General features: G+C 69.1%; 15 protein-coding genes. 9 read left to right on the top strand and 6 right to left on the bottom strand.

Translation table 11 applies throughout. The annotated features are described in order from the left end of the window. Positions 1 to 101: 101 nt before the first annotated feature. Positions 102 to 1124, bottom strand: a complete 1023-nt coding sequence (locus IPG50_33965; GenBank protein ID MBK6697158.1) for a hypothetical protein — start codon at positions 1122 to 1124, stop codon at positions 102 to 104. 394 nt (positions 1125 to 1518) lie between these two features. On the opposite strand from IPG50_33965, the gene IPG50_33960 reads away from it, so the two are divergent. Then, positions 1519 to 3042: a protein kinase gene (locus IPG50_33960; protein MBK6697157.1), complete on the top strand. Its 1524-nt coding sequence runs from the start codon at positions 1519 to 1521 to the stop codon at positions 3040 to 3042. Positions 3043 to 3243: 201 nt separating this feature from the next. After that, complete coding sequence (locus tag IPG50_33955; protein ID MBK6697156.1) at positions 3244 to 3897, top strand: sigma-70 family RNA polymerase sigma factor; 654 nt, start codon at positions 3244 to 3246, stop codon at positions 3895 to 3897. A gap of 37 nt (positions 3898 to 3934) precedes the next feature. On the opposite strand, the gene IPG50_33950 is transcribed toward IPG50_33955, so the two are convergent. The 3 genes from IPG50_33950 to IPG50_33940 form a co-directional block, all read right to left on the bottom strand. After that, complete coding sequence (locus IPG50_33950; GenBank protein ID MBK6697155.1) at positions 3935 to 4642, bottom strand: hypothetical protein; 708 nt, start codon at positions 4640 to 4642, stop codon at positions 3935 to 3937. 71 nt (positions 4643 to 4713) lie between these two features. Beyond that, the gene (locus tag IPG50_33945) at positions 4714 to 5874 is read right to left on the bottom strand and encodes a glycosyltransferase (GenBank protein ID MBK6697154.1); all 1161 of its coding nucleotides are present in this window, start codon (positions 5872 to 5874) and stop codon (positions 4714 to 4716) included. Positions 5875 to 5943: 69 nt separating this feature from the next. Next, positions 5944 to 7290, bottom strand: coding sequence for a hypothetical protein (locus IPG50_33940; GenBank protein MBK6697153.1), 1347 nt, complete (start codon positions 7288 to 7290; stop codon positions 5944 to 5946). Between the two features lie 171 nt (positions 7291 to 7461). On the opposite strand from IPG50_33940, the gene IPG50_33935 reads away from it, so the two are divergent. Together IPG50_33935 and IPG50_33930 are read left to right on the top strand one after the other, a co-directional pair. Continuing rightward, positions 7462 to 9771: a UvrD-helicase domain-containing protein gene (locus IPG50_33935; protein MBK6697152.1), complete on the top strand. Its 2310-nt coding sequence runs from the start codon at positions 7462 to 7464 to the stop codon at positions 9769 to 9771. Positions 9772 to 9859: 88 nt separating this feature from the next. Then, entirely contained in the window at positions 9860 to 10618 is a 759-nt protein-coding gene (locus tag IPG50_33930; GenBank protein MBK6697151.1) for a hypothetical protein, read from the top strand. A gap of 18 nt (positions 10619 to 10636) precedes the next feature. On the opposite strand, the gene IPG50_33925 is transcribed toward IPG50_33930, so the two are convergent. Next, entirely contained in the window at positions 10637 to 11254 is a 618-nt protein-coding gene (locus IPG50_33925) for a hypothetical protein (GenBank protein ID MBK6697150.1), read from the bottom strand. Between the two features lie 138 nt (positions 11255 to 11392). Here IPG50_33925 and IPG50_33920 point away from each other — a divergent pair, with 138 nt between their 5' ends. From IPG50_33920 to IPG50_33910, 3 genes are read left to right on the top strand one after another with little or no spacing between them, the layout of a single operon-like run. Next, positions 11393 to 12781, top strand: a complete 1389-nt coding sequence (locus IPG50_33920; GenBank protein MBK6697149.1) for a phosphomannomutase/phosphoglucomutase — start codon at positions 11393 to 11395, stop codon at positions 12779 to 12781. Next, entirely contained in the window at positions 12778 to 13686 is a 909-nt protein-coding gene (prmC, locus tag IPG50_33915) for a peptide chain release factor N(5)-glutamine methyltransferase (GenBank protein ID MBK6697148.1), read from the top strand. The genes IPG50_33920 and prmC overlap by 4 nt, the downstream gene beginning before the upstream one ends. A gap of 59 nt (positions 13687 to 13745) precedes the next feature. Next, a complete protein-coding gene (locus tag IPG50_33910; protein MBK6697147.1) occupies positions 13746 to 14738 on the top strand; it encodes an aldo/keto reductase in 993 nt (330 codons plus the stop codon). A 6-nt stretch (positions 14739 to 14744) separates the two neighbouring features. Here IPG50_33910 and IPG50_33905 read toward each other — a convergent pair whose 3' ends face one another. Further along, the gene (locus IPG50_33905) at positions 14745 to 15404 is read right to left on the bottom strand and encodes a DUF434 domain-containing protein (protein MBK6697146.1); all 660 of its coding nucleotides are present in this window, start codon (positions 15402 to 15404) and stop codon (positions 14745 to 14747) included. 91 nt (positions 15405 to 15495) lie between these two features. Here IPG50_33905 and IPG50_33900 point away from each other — a divergent pair, with 91 nt between their 5' ends. Together IPG50_33900 and IPG50_33895 are read left to right on the top strand one after the other, a co-directional pair. Further along, positions 15496 to 16713 (top strand): metallophosphoesterase, encoded by a 1218-nt coding sequence (locus tag IPG50_33900; GenBank protein ID MBK6697145.1) that lies wholly within the window; start codon positions 15496 to 15498, stop codon positions 16711 to 16713. A gap of 3 nt (positions 16714 to 16716) precedes the next feature. After that, positions 16717 to 17931 (top strand): PEGA domain-containing protein, encoded by a 1215-nt coding sequence (locus IPG50_33895; GenBank protein ID MBK6697144.1) that lies wholly within the window; start codon positions 16717 to 16719, stop codon positions 17929 to 17931. Positions 17932 to 18018 lie beyond the last annotated feature (87 nt).

Below are 18018 nucleotides of genomic sequence, written 5' to 3'. Positions count from 1 at the left end.
TCGGCGGCGTACATGCCACACCGGAGCGACTCCGCAACCGGAGAAATGGGGCGGTCTTGCAAGATCTTGCGATCATTGCCCTTAATCAAACGCAACGGCGACTAGAGCCGGAAGCCGCGGGCCTCGAGCTCAAGCCACTCGGCGGGCGTGTTGGGGTCGTCGACGTCGACCACGGCGCGGAGCGTGAAGGTCCCGGGCGATGTCTCTCGCTCCACGAGCAGACCTTCCACCTTCGCAAGAAGGGGAACGCCGCGCTCATCTCGAACGACGCCGTAGCGCGGCGCCGCTCCGAGCTCACCGATGGCCACGCCGGATACGGGGCCGTCGGCGACCGCGTCGGGTGAGGCCTCCGCGCTGGCCACGAAGAAGAGCCGCGAGCCGTGGGCCGCGAGATCGGTGAACGTGAGGCGTGCGCCGTCCAATCGCCCGAGGTCGAAGGTCTCGACGTCGCGGAGCGAAGGCGCGTCGTCGCGCCCCTCGAGGTAGGCGATGAGCCGCGTCGCGGAGACGCGCCCCATGGCGTCGATGGGCGCGAGGGCTCCCTTCGCGGCGCCGTTGCCGCGCGACGCGAAGACGACGTCGTCGCGCCCGCCGCCTGGTAGGCCGCCCGGTACGCGGAGGAGCGTCGCCCCCTCGAGGTTCAGCTCGCTGCCGGAGAAGGCCGGGACGCCCCTAAGATTCGTGTAAAATGCACTCGCGTCGAACATCGTGGCACGGCCGTCGGGGTAGACGAGCGCGAACTGCTCGCGCCGCGGCGTCGACCCGGAGCCGAAAGCGACGAGGCACGGACCGCCGCCGACTTCGAGGACCACGCACGCCTCAAGATCGAGCTTCGCCGCCTTGTTTCCCCGCGTATCGTCGAAGAGGCGCTGCCCGCCCTCGCCTCGGGGCAAGGGAATCGCCGTAACGCGGCCGTTCGCGTCGACAAGGGCGACGAAGTTCGCGTCGTCTTGAACGATGGCCACGCGATCGCCAAAGCGGGCCATCGCCGAGGCCGCCCGCACGTGCCCTGGGCGATCGAGCGCCGCGTCGGGCCCCTCGCTGTAAAGGAGCTTCGTCCGCGAGACGACGCGAACGTCGATGCCCGGATCGGCCGCGGCGACGTAGTGACGAGAGTCCACCATGCGGACGAGTATCGCCGAAACGCTCCCCATGGGTCTCGCTGGCTGAGGGTCCTGGTCGGGGTCGGGGTCGAGGTCGAGGTCGAGGTGACCAGGGTCCTTCGGACCGCCGCCCCCCCCCCCCCCCCCCCCCCCCCCCCCCCCCCCCCCCCCCCCCCCCCCCCCCCCCCCCCCCCCCCCCCCCCCCCCCCCCCCCCCCCCCCCCCCCCCCCCCCCCCCCCCCCCCCCCCCCCCCCCCCCCCCCCCCCCCCCCCCCCCCCCCCCCCCCCCCCCCCCCCCCCTCTATGACTGGACTCCGTCCACTGCGTGGACTCCGTCCAGTCATGTTCGAGGTCGAGGGTACGCGCAGAGGCCTATCTCGAGTTCCGGCGGCCCTTGGGCTACCTTCGTCGCGCTCATGCTTCCGCAGTCCGGCACGCTTCTCGGGGGTCGCTATCGCTTGCGGCGATGCGTGGGCGAAGGCGGCATGGGGGCCGTCTTCGAAGCGTGGCAGGAAGATCTGCGCCGAACGGTCGCCGTAAAGATCATCGGCATGAAACCCGACGCGGCCGCAGTCTCGCGCTTTCAGCGAGAGGCACGCGCCGCGGCGGGGCTCGGCAACGCGCACATCGTTCAGATCTACGACTTCCAATCGCCGCCCGACGAGCCACCGTTTCTCGTCATGGAGCTCTTGAGCGGCGCGTCGCTCTCAGACCTCATCAAGACCGAAGGACCGCTAAGGCCCGAGCGCGTGGCGCGCATCGCGAGGCACGTATTGGACGCGCTCGGCGCAGCCCACGCCGTCGGGATCATTCATCGCGACATCAAGCCCGGGAACATCTTCGTGGTCCCATCGGCAACGCTCGGTGAGGTGGCCAAGGTCCTCGACTTCGGCGTCGCCAAGCTCAGCGACGCGACCACGTCCTCGGGCTCGGCGAGCGGCCTCATCGGCACCATCGCGTACATGGCGCCGGAGCAAGCCGCTGGCGAGACCATCGACGGTCGCAGCGACGTCTACGCCGTCGCCGCATCGATGTTCGTCGCGTGCACGCTCAAGAAGCCCTACGAAGGCGACACCGCCGCCACGACTCTCCGGGCCATCCTCTCCAACGATCGGCGCTCGCTCGGCGAGCTGAGGCCCGATCTCGATCCGGCCTTCGTGGCCATCGTCGAACACGGCATGGCGTATCGCCGCGAGCAACGCTTCGGCAGCGCACTCGCCATGGCGGCGGCCCTCGAGGCATGGCTCGCGGGGCGCGGCTCGCAGCCCTTTGTCGCGCCATCGCCGGCCTTTGCACAGCCCGCCTACGGTCCGCCGGTGAGCCAATCGCCCCCGACTCGAATCGAGGGCAGCGCCCCCGGCGTGGCCCCAACGCGTTCCATGACCGCGCCCACGTTGAGCGAGGGCCAGTCCAGAGCGAAGACGAACCTCGGCCTCGTGGCGCTCGCGGTAGGTCTGGGCGCAGGCGTCGTGGTGGCCGGGGGCACGGCCGCGTACGTGCTCACGAGGGACGCGCCGGCGGCTGCGCCGACGCCTGATGCGGCCTCCGCGGACGCCGCGCCACTCGCCCCAGTGGCCCCGTCGGGCGTCGTCAGCGCCGCGCCAAGCGCGACCGACAAGCGCGCCGAGGGCCCGAAAGCACCCGTCTCTCAAGTGCCCCCCTCTCCAAAGTTGAAGGCGGGCGTGAAGGTGGGGCAGTCGTGCTCCAACGACGCCGAGTGCGGCACCTTCACCAAGTGCACGGCGGGCAAGTGCGCGTGCGAGCAGGGCCTATGCGGTGGTGAGTGCGTGATGCTCACGACCAACGTCAATTGCGGCCGCTGCGGCGGCAAATGCGCGACCGGCGAGATGTGCGTCGGGCAAGACCGCAACAGGCCCGCGGACTGGCATTGCGTCGCGACCAAGGCGCCAGCGTTTACGCCTGCCCCTCCCCCGCGCTAGCGCGCGACGAGAAGGGCCTTCTTCGTTGCGGGCTAATCCGCCGAGACGGTCATGTAAGGCCCTCGTAAGGTGCACGCTTCTCGCGGGACGCTAATTGAACAGTGCTGCCGCACTTCGAGAAAGGTCGCGGGTTCGAGGCAGCCCCCAGCGAGTCAATTTTCTCCCCGGCGACTCGCCGGCTGGGGCCCGCAACAACCGATCATGTCGTCCACTGAAAGCGGCGTCTTTCGCGCCGTCACGCCAGCTCTTGCCGAGGCCACGCTCGACGCCGACCTCGCGCTCGTGCGGCGCCTCATCGAGAACGAGCCCGCCGCTTGGCAAGAGTTCGGGCGCGCCTACGAGCGCGTCATCGCCGCCGCCATCGCTCGCGTGACACGAGGCTTTCGCGATCTTCGCGGCGACGACACCCGCGACATTCGAAGCGCGCTCTTGTGCTCGCTCTTGGCCAACGATCGCGCAAAGCTCCGGAGCTTCGATCCGGCGCGCGGCTGCCGCCTCGCTTCGTACATCGCGATGCTGGCGACCAACGCCGCGTACGATCATCTAAGGCGACTGCGGCGACAGGCGCCGCTGACCACGCTGGATGCGGCGCTTGACGTCGTCGAAGAGGACGCCAACCCCTTCGAGCACGCGGCGACGCGAGAGCACCATGGCCTCATCGCCGAGTTGCTCGAGAACCTCACCGAACGCGAGCGAGAGTTTGCTTCGCTCTACCTCATCGAAGGCCTCACGCCGGCGGAGCTCGCGACGCGCCTCGGCATTAGCGGCGGCACGGTCTACTCCAAGAAGTACAAGCTGGCGGCGAAGCTCGAAGCCCGCGTCGCACGGGGGCACTCCCAAGGCGACGCCGCCTGAGTTCTAGCGTCGGCCTGCGCGACGAGCGAACTCGCGTTCAGGGTCGGATGCCGATTCCGAAAGCGAGCGCTCGTTCCCCGAGGGCGGCGCCCTCGACGAAGAAGTCGACGGGGCCCAGGCGCAAGCCTGCTCCAGCGCCCAACTGGTACTTGTAGAGGTCGGTGCCCGTGACTCGTGCGCCATCGTCCCATCGATAGATGGCGGGACCGCCGAAGGCGCGGGCGAGCGCGTAGGGCGTAAACGTTCCGAACAGGGTCTTCCCCAACAGGCCGCTTACGCGAACGTCGTACGCCTCGTAGGGGCGCGCCGCGTCGCGCGTTTGCGTGGCGGTCGTCGAGCCTGTCACGCCAAGCACGACGAGGGGACGAGCGCCGGCGCCATCGACCGCGCGGAAGCTCAAGCCAAACGCCGTCGCGAGGCCAGGTCCGAGGCGATTGTTCCCGCCCGGCGTCCGAAGCTCCCCGCCAAGGACGCCTCCGAGCGAAGACTCGAAGGTCAACGTGCGCGAGATGGGCAAGCCCAGCGACGCGAAGGCCACGAGGCGAGTCGACTCGGCGCGTCGCCCCTGACCAAAGAGGATCGTCGTGTCGGTGGCGACCACGCTCGCGCCGACGCGCGGGGAGCGGCGGGGCCCGCTCGAGAGATCGCAGACGCCGGTGCCGCCGGGACCGCTGCCTCCGCAGGCTTCCGCGTCGGGCGCCGCGAGGACGAGCGCCATGAAGGCGGTCAAAGCCACCGTACGCATGCGGGCGTTCATGGGGCGAAGGCCGCGCGAGCGCAAGGCCTGAGCGCATCGGCGGCGCGGGGGCGGCGGGCTCAGAGTCGCTCGAGGCGCATGCCGGCGCGGAGCTGGGCCAAAGAGTAGAAGGTCCCTCGCCATGAGATGCCCCCACGAAGGTGAATGAGGAGCACGGCGCGCGCGGCGATGAAGATGACGAGCAGTGGGCCGAGCGCGGGCAAGACGGCGGTGAGCATGGGCCGGCGCACCCAGGAGACGACGAGCGCTTGGGAAATCGCGACCAAGACCAGCGAGGCGGCGGCCATCCACATCGCGACGCCGCTCGCGAATGGCAGCAGCGCCGCCGCCGTGAGCTCGCCATACGCGAGTATGAAGAGCATGAGCAGCGCAATCGACGGGCGATAGCTCGAGCCCGCGTAGGAGTTCTTCTCGAGGCCACGAACGAACGCGGGAAACGACGAATAGTACGCGAGGTGAAGATCGTAGGCGCCGTTGTAGACGGCGCACCGCGCGCCGCTCTTCTTCATCATCTGCCCGAAGGCGATGTCGTCGGCGACCTCCATCTTGATCCACTCGAAGCCTGGTGTCTTCTCGAGCGCCGAGCGACGAACCAAGTTGAAGACGCCGGCACCGACGCCGATGGGCGACGACGGGTCGCGCATGTTCCAGATGCGGCCGCCGATGAGCAAGCCGCGCAGGAACGTCGTCAGGCTGCTATCGAGGAGGAACGACTGCGACGTCATCTCGGCGATGACCGTGATGAAGTCGAGCTTCTGCGCCATGAGCGCCGACACGGAGCGGCGCAAGAGTTCGGGGCCGAAGTTCACGTCGGCGTCGCTAAAGAGGATGATCTCTCCCGTCGCCGCGGCACGACCGCACTCGAGGGCGTTGAGCTTGCCGAGCCAGCCAGTCGGCAACTCGGTGACGTGAACCACCTTGAGGCGCGGATCTTCGGCGGCCACGCGCTCGGCGATGGCACCGGTCTCATCGGTGGAGCGGTCGTTGACGACGATGAGCTCGAGCTTCGGGTAGTGAGCCTTGAGCTTCGTCCGAAGGGCGGCCTCGATGGTGTCGGCCTCGTTGCACGCGGGAACGATGACCGAGAGCTGCGGGAGGTCGTCGTCCTTGTGCTGGCACTCAGGAAAGCGGCGCACCGCATGAACGGTTCGAGCGACGGCGTAGAGCGCGTACGCCGCGTAGAGGAGGGGCACGAGGAGGACGGCGACCTGGACGTTCATGTACCTCGTGCTTCCCGCGAACCGTGAGGGCCCCGCGAACCTTCCCGCCTGTGTCTCAAGAGAAGCACCTTAGCGCCGACCACGAAGCAGCACGCAGCGCCGAAGGACCGAGTGCCCCGCCACCACAAACCGGTCCGCGAGCGGCCTCCGAGGCGGAAACACCGAAGGGCCGCTGGCGCGCGCACGGTAGATGGGCGAGCCGCGCAACACGCGCTCCTGACCGGTCGACAAGAGGCCCGTCGACTGATCGCCCGTGGGGAACATGACGTTGCGATAGTCGGGGCAGTCGAGCGCGTTTTCTGCCGTCACGCCGCCGTTGCAACGCGGCGTGTCCGCCAGCGGATCATAATAAGGCGGCCCGCCCGCGTCGGTGGTGTCGAACTTGATCTCGGTCGTGTGACTGAGGCCGGCGAAGTGCCCCATCTCGTGGAGCATCGTGAAGGCGTCGACCTCGGGCGAAGAGTCTTCGTATTGCGTGACGGCGATGGCCGACATGCTGGTGCCCGTCGTCACCGCAAAGCCCGGGATCGCGGGCGCAACCCCCAAGGCCTCGCCGAGATCGTTGGTGAAGACGACGTGCAAGGCTTGTCCCGCCGGCGTCACCCGCGTCTCTTGGAACGCGGCGCGAAGCGAGGGCTCATCGAGCACGCTGGTAAACCGGGCGCCGATGCCGTGGTACGAGACGGCGCCGCGCTGAACACCGACGAGCGCGTCGAGCAGCTCGTAGAAGGCGTCGATGCGCGCCTGGAGCGCGTCGTCGGCGGCGGCGCCTTGCGCCGTCACCTCGTGACGGAGGCCCGGCTGCGAGAGCATCAGGCCCTTGGGCACGTAGACGTGCAAGTCGAGCTCGCCGCCGTGGAAGAAGCCGTCTTTGGTCTTCTGGAGCACGAGCGAGACGCGGAGAACTCTCCCTGACACCTCACCGAAGACCTTCGCGCTGAAGACGCCGCTCTCGACGGGGCTCTTCGAGTACACATCCGATTGCGGCACGGCGGCGGTGGCCCAGCCGAACCCTTCGGCCGTGGGGAGCTCGGTGCCTCGCGGCTTACCCTCCTCGAAGAGCACCTGTCCGCTCGGGCTGACGAGCCGGTCGATGCGCACGAGCGCATCTTCGTCGGGCGCTTGCACGACGAGCTGGAAGCCGAGCGTGCCCGCGGGAATCGGAAACGTCACGAGCTCGCCCGTGGTCCGGAGCCCGAGGTCGACGACGGTCGCACTGTCCGGCAGGGGCACCTTAGCGGGGGCGGCGTCGGCGTCGACCGATGCGTCTTTCGGCCCCGTCTCGGCCCCTGCGTCCGTCACGACGGACACCACCGCCGGCGACGCATCGGGGGCCACGAAAATGTCGTCGAGGGTGCGTCCACCGCAGGAGGCGAGGCCGCAGAACGCCCACGCGGCTGTCCGTAGTCGATTCATCGATGGCTCCGCGGCGGGAGAACGCCCAACGGCACGAAGGAAGCAGCGTACCTGGAATGCCGGGAGGCGCTACCGGCCACGTTTCACCGCGCCAGGTCTGCCGGGCCGCCGCCCCTGCCCTTCCCGATGGCCATTGCCGCCGAGTCCCGTCTCTGGAATTGATGCGTCGTCGTGACGCTCTCGCTCGCTCCTCTCAACGAACCGCAGGCCGAAGCGGTGGCGCACGTCCGCGGGCCGCTGCTCGTCTTCGCCGGCGCTGGCAGCGGCAAGACGCGGGTCATCACGTACCGCATCGCGAACCTCGTCGCGCGAGAGCGGATCGCGCCCTACCGCATCCTGGCCGTGACGTTCACCAACAAGGCCGCCGGCGAAATGAAGGCGCGCCTCGATGCGCTCCTCGGCGGCGAAATCGCGCGCGACCTCTGGGTCGGCACGTTCCACGCCATCTGCGCGAAGCTCTTGCGTCGCTTCGGGGCCGCCGTGGGCCTCGCCAAGAACTTCGTCATCTACGACACGCAAGACCAGCGGGCCGTCTTGACCCGCGTCATTCGCGAGCTCGACCTCGACGATCGGCGTTACCCGCCGCGCGCGATGCTCCACCGCATCCTCGCCGAGAAGCAGGAGGGCCGCGGCCCCGAGGACATGAACCTCGACTCCTACATGGACGACGCGGTCCAGAAGATCTTCCGCCGCTACGACGAGGCGCTATCGGCCGCCGGGGCCGTCGACTTCGAAGACCTCATCGGCAAGACCGTTCGGCTGCTGGAGCTTGAGAACTCGGAGGAGTCAGCGGCGCTGAGGCGGCGCTTCGAGTTCGTACTCGTCGACGAGTTTCAAGACACCAACGCGATGCAGTACCGGCTCCTGCGGGCGCTATCGAAAGACAACGGCAACCTCTGCGTCGTGGGCGACGACGACCAATCGATCTACCGCTGGCGCGGCGCCGACGTGCGCAACATCCGTGGCTTCCGCAAGGACTTCCCCACCGCCGCCGTGGTGAAGCTCGAGCAGAACTACCGCTCGACGGCGAGCATCGTGAAGGCGGCGCTCGGCGTCATCGCGCCGTCGCACGAGCGTGTGCCCAAGGAGCTGTGGACGGACAACGAGCGCGGCGCCCCCGTCGACATCGTGGCCGTGCGCGACGAGCACGAAGAGGCGGCGACGATCCTTCGCGCCATTCGCGCCGCCCGCGAGGAGGGCACCGACCTCCGCGAGATCGCGATCTTCTACCGCGTCCACGCGCAGTCGCGCGTGCTCGAAGAGTCGCTGCGTCAGGGCAACGTGCCCTACCGCATCGTCGGCGGCACCAAGTTCTACGACCGAGCCGAGGTGAAAGACGCGCTCTCGTACCTGCGGGTCCTCACGAATCCGAAGAGCGACGTCGACATGCTCCGCATCATCAACTCGCCTCCGCGCGGCATCGGGCAGACGACCGTCGAGCGCCTCTCGAGCTTCGCCACGCAGAACCGCCTGTCTTTGAGTGAGGCCCTGCTTCGCGTCGGCGACGTGACCGAATTGGCGGCCGCCGCCAAGAAGCGCCTCGTGCAATTCCGCGAGCTCATCGGCCGCCTCGCGACCCTCTCGGAGCACGGCGAGCCGAGTCAGTTCTTGAGCGATCTGCTCGACCACGTTGGCTACCGCGAGGCGTTGCGCAGCGAAGACAGCGCCGAGTCCGACGCTCGCCTCGAGAACTTGAACGAGCTCGTGGGCTCGCTGCAAGACTTCGAGACGGAGGCGAAGGCGGCCGGTGAGACGCCGACCATCGCCGCGTACCTCGAGCGCATCACGCTGCAGGCCGACATCGACGGCATGAAGGACGAGGGCAAGGTCACCATGATGACCGTGCACGGAGCCAAGGGCCTCGAGTTCGAGAAGGTCTTCCTGACGGGCATGGAGGAGGACATGTTTCCGTACCGCGGCATGGACCCGGGCGGCCGCGACGAGCTCGAAGAAGAACGCCGCCTCGCCTACGTGGCCATCACGCGCGCGCGAAAGTCGCTCATGCTCACGCACGCGGCGCAGCGCCAGATCTTCGGTACGACCCGCTTCGGGCGCCCGAGCCGATTCCTCGGCGATCTGCCGCGCGACGTGGTCGTGCACAAGGGCACGAAGCTCGGCGCCGGCGCCTTCCAAGAGGGGCGATACGTCGAACGCGAAGAGCGGAGCATGGAGCCTTTGCCATGGGACCTCGTCTCGCCGCTCAGCACGCGTCGCCCCGGCTCGATGCCCCCGTCGCAGCCACCTCGCCGCTCAGAGCCGCCCGTCGCGCCCGGCGAGCGATACGTCGATCGCGAGTACTTCGCTGACGACGTCGGCGACGGCGACGCGGTGCCCTTGCGCCGCGGCAGCCGCGTCTTCCACGACCGCTTCGGCGAAGGGATCGTGAAGAAGGTGATCGATCTCGGCGAGCCGGCAGTCTTGGCGGACTTCCCTGGATGGGGAGAAAAGAAGGTCATCGCCCGCTTCTTGCGCCGTCCGTAGAGGCCGCGCGCTGGACTTAATCCGCACTTTGAGCCTCGCGCCAAAGGATCGATTGCGGCCCCACACGCCACGAGCTATGTAGTTTGGTGTGAGCCTGGAACCCACCCGATTGTACGCGGCGCTGGTCGATCGCTTGGCGGACGTTCCCGGTGTGCACGCCACCGCGGCGTTCCAGGGCGACACCTGCTTGGCGTGCGTCGTCGGCGACGAGCTCGCGACGCTCGGCGCAGGCCGCGTCATCCCGCTCATGCGCGATCTCGTCGTCGAAGCCGACGGTGCGCCGCTCGACGAACACGTCGCGCTCTTCGAAGGTCAACTCGTTCGTGTGCTCGTGCGTCGCAGCCTCGCGAGCGCGTTCGTGGTGGTGATGGCGCCTTCGTGCGACGTCGACATCGTCGCGGCGCACCTCGGGCGCGCCGCCGAGATCGCCACGCGACGAAGCAGCGCGCCGGCATCGCTCCCGTCCTCCGCCTCGTCGTCGGCTCCCGTCTCAGCCTCCCGTGAGGAGCGCAAGGAGTCGGGCTTCTTCGCGCGCGTCGAGGCGCCGAAGGAGACCATCGCCGAGAGCGCCATCGATGCGCTGCGCGACCTCACGCTCGAGACGCTCGGCTTCGCCGGCGACTTCGTCTTCGCGCAGGCCACGCTGAGCCTGCGCGGCGAAGGCGGCCTCATCGGGCGCACGCGGTGGCTTGAGCTCGTGGGTCGGTTGGCGAGTGACATCGATGACGACGCGCGCCGCGAGGCGTTCGTCGAAAAGGCGCTCGCGCTCCCGACGCGCGGCACGACCGACGGCCTCGAGCTCTTGAGTCCCCTCGCCCGCTTCGTCGTGGGCCGCCGCGCCGGCTGACGCGCTCCGAGGAAGCCTTTAGAACCGCCAGGTGACGGTGGCCGTTGCGCCGGACTTCTGCGGCTCAAGGCGCAACCGTTCCAGCTCAAGGCCAGCGCGGTGCGGCGCGGGTGCGATCCAAGGAATGCGCGGCAAGAGCGAGCCGATGGCGCCGGCTCCGGCGCTGATCCAGAGCCGTGAGCTCCGCTCGGGGTATTCCCACTGCGTCGAGAGGGGCCCCGTCACGATGCCCACGAGGAGCGGCGCCGTCGCCGCGGAGACGAGCGCGAGGGCGGTGGCCAGCGGCCAGCTCGAGCGCACGTCGCCATCGGGCGGGGCGCTCCAGACGAAATTCGGATCGCAGGTCGGGCGCGAAAGCACGGCTCCGCCGAGCGTCGCGCCCCAGGTGAGCCCGAGCAGCCCAGGCCCCAAGGCACGGACGGCCTGCGAGTCTTCTTGCTTCAACGTCGGGTGAAGCAAAATGGCGCCGACGTCGAGCGCGACGAGTCCGCCGAGGTAGAGCCAGTCGGGGTGCGAGGCCCGTGAACAGAGGTCGCGCTCCTCGTCGGTGCGCGGATGGAGGTCGGTCGGGGCCACCAAGGAGCCCAGTCGCACGTCGCCGTGGGCCTTCGTTGCGTCGGGCGGGAGGGCATCCATCCAAACGCCCTTCTACACCAAGAGGCGGGCCCACGAAACGGTCGCGCCGCCCGGCAGCGGCAGCTCGTGGCGTGACCGCGCAGCTCTAGCCTCGCGGCCCTTGCCGCGGGGCGCGCTGCAGGCGATACGAGCGTGGCCATGAGCATCCCCAAACACGTCTTTCGCGAGTACGACATTCGCGGCGTTGCCGACCGTGATCTGACCGACACCTTCGCCACGCTCCTCGGCCGCGGCCTGGGGAGCACCCTCGCGGTTTCCGGCCGACGCACGCGCCTCGCCGTAGGGCGCGACTGTCGCGTGTCGAGTCCGCGCCTCTTTGCGGCCCTCACCACGGGCCTCCGCAAGGCTGGCATTGACGTCGTTGAGATCGGCGTCGTGCCGACCCCGATGCTCTACTTCGCGGTGCATCACCTCGGCGTCGACGGCGGCGTGATGATCACGGGGAGCCACAACCCGCCCGAGGACAACGGCTTCAAGATCATGCGCGGCAAGGCGAGCTTCTTCGGCGCCGACATTCAGACGCTGCGTGCGCGCCTCGAGGCCGGCGACTTGGGGCCCGAAGGCGACGGCCGCTTGGAGACCGTCGACGTGCTCCCCGCCTATGTCGCTGCGCTCAAGGAGCGCGTATCGCTGGCGCACACCGACATCTCGTTCGTCGTCGACGCTGGCAACGGCTCCGGCGGACCGGCGGCTCTGGCCGTGATGCAGAGCCTCGGCCTCAAGCCAGATCCGCTCTTTTGCGAGATGGACGGCCGCTTCCCCAACCATCACCCTGATCCGACCGTCGTCGACAACGTGGCCACGCTCGTCGACCGCGTGAAGAAGACCGGCGCTCGCGTCGGCATCGCGTACGACGGCGACGCTGATCGACTCGGCGCCGTCGACGAGACAGGCGAAATCATCTGGGGCGACAAGCTCATGATCCTCTTCTCGCGGGCGCTGCTCCGCGAGACCCCCGGCGCGACGATCCTGGGCGAGGTGAAGTGCTCGCAGACGCTCTACGACGACATCGCGAAACACGGCGGCAAGCCCATCCTGTGGAAGACGGGCCACTCGCTCATCAAGACCAAGATGAAGGAGACCGGGGCCCTCTTGGCCGGCGAGATGAGCGGACACCTGTTCTTCGCCGATCGGTACTTCGGCTACGACGACGCCATCTACGCGTCGCTGCGGCTCCTCGAGATCCTCTCGAAGGACCCTCGCTCTTTGAGCGAGATGCTCGCCGACGTGCCCAAGACCTTTACGACCCCCGAGCTGCGCGTCGACTGCCCCGACGCCGTGAAGTTCGACGTCGTGAAGGCCGTGACGGAGCACTACAAGGCCGCGGGACGAAGCGTTATCGACATCGACGGCGCGCGCGTCTCCTTCGGAACGCCCGAAGCGCCTGCCTGGGGGCTCGTTCGCGCATCGAACACGGGGCCGGTCCTCGTCATGCGCTTCGAGGCAGGATCGGCCGCCGAGCGCGATCGCATCCGAGCCGAGGTCGAAGGCCAGGTCAAAGAAGCGCGGAAACGCCACGAACGATGACGGAGGCGACGCAGAGCGACGAGCCGTGGACCATCGAACGGGTCGTGCGTTGGGCCACCGACGACTTCAAGGGCCGGGGCATCGAGTCGCCCCGTCTCGACGCCGAAGTCCTCTTGGCGCACGCCCTCGGCTCGACACGAATCCAGCTCATCGTCGACGCGAAACGTCCGCTCACGGCGCCCGAGCTCGCACGCTTTCGCGAAACGGTGAAGCGTCGTCGTTCGCACGAGCCGGTGGCCTACGTGCTCGGCGAGCGAGAGTTTTGGGGCCGGATGTTCAAGGTCGACCGGCGCGCCCTCATCCCCCGCCCCGACACGGAGGTCCTCGTCGAGGTCGCGCTGCGTCGCACGTCGCAGTTATCCATGTGCACCCTCGCCCTCGATCTCTGCGCCGGCACCGGCTGCGTCGCCATCTCGCTCGCGGCGGCGAGGCCCACGGGGTTTGTCTTCGCGACGGACCTCTCGCGTGACGCGGTGACGCTCGCGCGCGAAAACGCGGCGCGCCTCGGCGCGTACAATCTTTCGGTGCGCGAAGGCGACCTCTTCGCGCCGCTGGCCGATGCGCGGCATCCGTGGGAGCTCGGCGCCCCCCTGCGCTTCGACCTCATCACCGCGAACCCGCCTTACATCGCCACGGGAGAGATCGCGGGCCTCATGAGCGACGTTCGTGATTTCGAGCCCCGCCTCGCGCTCGACGGCGGCGCCGATGGCCTCGAGCTGATGCGACGTCTGGTGGCCGAAGCGCCAAAGCACCTCGCGCCCGGCGGCGTCCTGGCGGTCGAGGTCGGCGCCGGCGAAGCGCCGGACGTACGAGCGCTCTTTGCCGACGCAGGCTTTGGCGACATCGAGCTGCACCGCGACTACGCCCGCATCGAGCGCGTCGTCAGCGGTGTTCATTCGACTTGAGGATGCGAAGCCCGGTGTACCGGCGCGGACTGAAGTACCTTGCAGCATGAGGTGCATGGATGCGCGAAACGACGAGGCGCGATTTGCTCGTGAGCGGTGCGACGTTAGCAGTGGCGGCGTGCACGCCGAAGGCGGCCGGCACGGCGGGCGCGAGCGCCAACGCGACATCGCCATCGGTCCCCGCAAAGGCAAGCGCCGGCACCGAGGTCGCGGCGGGCTCACTCCGCAAGCTCGGGAAGACCGGCGCCCAGGTGGAGCGCGTCTCGCTCGGCGGCGAAGGCATCTTACGAACCTTCGGCCGAGCGCGAGAGGCGGTGCCGATGATCCTCGAAGCGCTCGCCATGGGCGTGCGCTATTGCGACACCGCACCGGCCTACGACGGAAGCCAGGACTACTACGGAGCGGCCTTCCGCGAAGCCGGCGCCGGCGCACGCGACAAGGTGTTCCTCGCGTCAAAGACGCATGAGCGCACCAAGGACGGCGCGCTGCGTCTCTTGGACGACAGCCTCCGGCGCCTCGGCACGCAGCGGCTCGATCTCTGGCAGCTCCATGATCTCCGCACGCTGAGAGATCTCGACGCGATCTTCGCCCCCGGCGGTGCCATCGAAGCCGTCGAGCAAGCGAAACGCGACGGGCGGATCCGCCACGTGGGCATCACGGGCCACCACGATCCGGCGATCTTGATGGAGGCGATGAAGCGCTACGACTTCGACGCGGTCCTCGCGGCCATGAACCCCGCCGACGGTCGACGCCTGCCCTTCCTCACGACGGTCATTCCGGAGGCCCGGCGACGCGGGCTGGGCATCATCGGGATGAAGGCCCTCGCGCACGGCGAGCTGGTGAGCGGCGGCGCTGCCAAGCCCGTCGAGCTCATTCGCTATGCCGCGGCCTTCGCCGACACGGTGATCATCGGATGCAGCACCCCCGCCGAAGTGCGAGAGAACCTCCGCGCTGGTCGTGAGCACGAGCCTCTCACGTTGGAAGAGCAGAGGGCGCTCGAAGCGCGCATCGCCAAGGACGCGAACCGCTACGACACGTTCAAGCGGGCGTAGCCCCCTCTACTGCAACTTGAGCTTCGCGATGTCGCGAAGGTCCATGAGCGCCGGCTGACCGAGGTTGCACCAACTCTTGCACGCGGCGATGACGTCGGCGTCGCTGGTGGCCACGTTCGGTTGCGACTTCAAGGTCGCCTTGGCGTCGGCTGACAGTTCGGTCTCGGCAACGACCTTGGCCTTCTTGGCCAGCTCGTGGATCCGTGAGGCGGTTCGCGGGGCGTCATCGCGCGCGGCCGAGAGGATCCACTTCGTCTTCGAAGGCCGCATCTCACGGAGCGCCGTAAAGAGTCGCGACAACGCTGCGTCGACCTCCGCCTCCGTCGGCTCGAAGGGCTCGAGCGGCGAGAGCGTCTGATCGAGCGTCTCGATGACGACCTTCCCCGCGAGGGCCGCCGCGACCGCGTCGATGACGTCGTGGGCGTCGATGACGAGCGGCCGCTTCGCGATGTCTTCCGGGAGCATCTCCTTGAGCGCGCGCTGTCGGTATTGCGCCTCCGACAAGACAGCGCGTGCCAAGACGGCGTTCTCGTGCGGCGTCACGCGGCGGTGCGCCGACACGAGCGATTGCACAACGAGGGGCGCGTAGCCGCGTCCCACGAGGAACGCCATTTCTTCCGCCGCCAGCTTGAGGCGTTCGAGCGCCTCGCCTTCGAACGAGCTCACCGCGCCATGGTAGTGCGTCGAGGAGGGCTCCGGCGGCCCGATCTTGCCTCGATTGGCGGGAGGGCCGCGTTTGCTCTAAGAATGAGAGGCCGTGCGCAGCGTCTTCGACCTCCTCTTTGCGGGCCTTTGCCACGGCCTGCTCTACGCGTGGCTGGTGCGGGCCTTTCCATGGCTCGCGGCGAGGAGGAAGCGACTCGCCGCGGCGCTCGTCGTTGTCGTCGTGGCGATCCCCGTCGCGCGGCTGGTGGTCTATCGCTTCGACGCCGGCGCGGCCCGCGTGGTGACGGCGCTCGTCATGGCCGAGCTGATCGCGCTCGTGTTGGCGCTCGGACCGCTGACACTCATTCGGCTCGTCGCTCACCTGCACGCGCGACGGGAACAAAGACTCCAGGCGGCCGCGATGGACGCCTCCCTCGCCGGAGGCAAGAGCAGCGCGCCGCTCCCCGAGGCGCCGTCGCATCCTGCGCCACGCGTCTCACGGCGTGTGCTCTTCGAGCGAACCGCTGGTCTCGCCGTCCTCGGCGCCAGCGGCGGCACGGTGGGCTGGGGCGTCGTCCGGGGGCGTCTGGACTTTCAGCTCGAGGAGGTGGTGGTGAAGATCCGCGACCTGCCGCGCGCCCTCGAGGGCTACTCGATCGTGCAGGTCTCGGACCTTCACGTCGGCTTGTTCGTGCGCGAAGCCGAGCTGGCGCGCGGCCTCTCGCTCGTGCGCGGCGCGAAGCCCGATCTCATCGTCGCCACCGGTGATCTCGTCGACTTCGACCCGCGCTACATCGGCCTGATGGCCCGCTCCCTCGGCGATCTCGGCTCGCTCGCGCGAGACGGGGTTGCGGCGATCTTGGGCAACCACGACTACTACACCGACGGCATCGACGTCGCCGAGGGCCTGCGAGCCGCTGGCGTGCGCGCGCTCATCAACGAGCACGCCGTCCTAAGGCCCAAGGATGGCGGCGGCATCGTGCTCGCGGGCGTCGACGACTACGCGGGGCCGCGCTTCGCAGGTGTAGGCCCTGATTTGGCTCGCGCCCTCCGCGACGCGCCCGACGGGCCTCGAATCCTCTTGGCGCACCAGCCGCGCTTCTTCGACGAGGCGGCCGGCAAAGTCGCGCTCCAACTGAGCGGTCATGTGCACGGCGGTCAGGTGAACCCCGGCTTCAGGCCCGCGAGCTACGTGCTTCGTTACGTCGCCGGCCGCTACCAAGCGAGCGGCTCGACGATGTGGGTCAATCGCGGCTTCGGCACTGCGGGTCCGCCGACGCGTGTCGGTGCCCCACCGGAGGTCACCAAGATCGTCCTCGTGGCGGGCTAGGCGATGCGACGTCGAACAACGCTCACGGCGCTGGCCTCACTCTGGTCGCTGCCGGCGCTACTCGCGACGACCGAAGCGCGAGCGGCGCATCCCACCTTCGCGCTGCCGTTGGCGGCGGAGACGGACCTCGAGCGAGCGCGAGAGCTCGATGCGTCGGCCGCGCGAGCCTACGCTGCGGGCCGCATCCGGAGCGCGCTCGCGCTCTTCATCGCCGCCTATCGGCGGGGCGCGCCGCCGGTCGCGCTTTGGAACATTGCGCGATGCCACGAGCGACTCGATGAGCTGGAAGACGCCGCGGAGATGCTCGAGCTCTACCTCGCCGCCCCCGACCTCTCGACCGCTGACCGCGCGGAGGCAACGCGAGCGCTCGCCTCCCTTCGTCGCAGGCCTTCGAGCCTCCTCGTCGACGGCGAAGCCGCCGGCGCCACGGTGTTTGTGGACGAAAGGCGCGTCGGCGTCGCGCCCTTGGCGACGGAGCTCGCGCCGGGGCGCCACACCGTTCGCCTCGTGCGCGAAGGGCAAACGGAGGACGCGCCTCGCGATACCCGAGGGGGTGAGCGCGTCGTTGACGCGCGCTTGGGCCGGCTCGTGCACATCACGGCGACCGATGCGCCGGACCCTTCGCCACGCGCCGCTCGGACCAAGCGACTTGAGCTCGAGGCGCAGGGGGGCCTCGAAGTGCCCTCGCTTGGCGACGCGTCGCAGCGCGTCGCGCCGACGGCCGATGTGGCCTTTCGCGTCGCGTTCGGTCCGCCTCGGATCTCCGCGTCGCTGGGCGCGCGCGCCGAAGTTCGCTCGGTGTCTTGGCGAGGTCTCGCTGAACCCTCACCGGCGGGTTGCGCGCTGCCAGACCGGTTCCGTGCCGTCGGTCTCGCCGGCGCGCTGACGGGCGGCGTCGCGTGGGACCCCACGCGCTCGCTGCGAGCCGCCATCGAGCTGGGCGGAGGCCTCGAGTCGCTCGTGGTCGGTGGCGCAGGCGCCGTCGGTGGCGAGGCCTTCGTAGCCGATTGCGCGCCGTCGCCGGGCTTGGTGCCCTTGGGTCTCGCCCGCGCCTCGGCTTCGTTTCGCGTGGCCAAGGAGCTCCGCGTCGTCTTGACCCCGGTCACCTTCGCGATTCATCCCGCCTATGAGGGCGCACGTTCCTCCCCCACCGACGCGACGGGGCCGTGGATTCGTCTTGGCGCGAGCCTAGGACTTTCCTACGACGTGGGCCTCTGATGCGTCTTCGCCCAAAACGCCCGAGCGCTGCGCTAAGGCCCATCGCGCTCGCAGGCCTCTTCGCGCTTTCGCCTGCGACGCTGCATG

The sequence above is a fragment of the Myxococcales bacterium genome (assembly GCA_016703425.1).
Classification (GTDB): domain Bacteria; phylum Myxococcota_A; class Polyangia; order Polyangiales; family Polyangiaceae; genus JADJCA01.
This window is presented reverse-complemented; position numbering and strand designations above follow the sequence as displayed.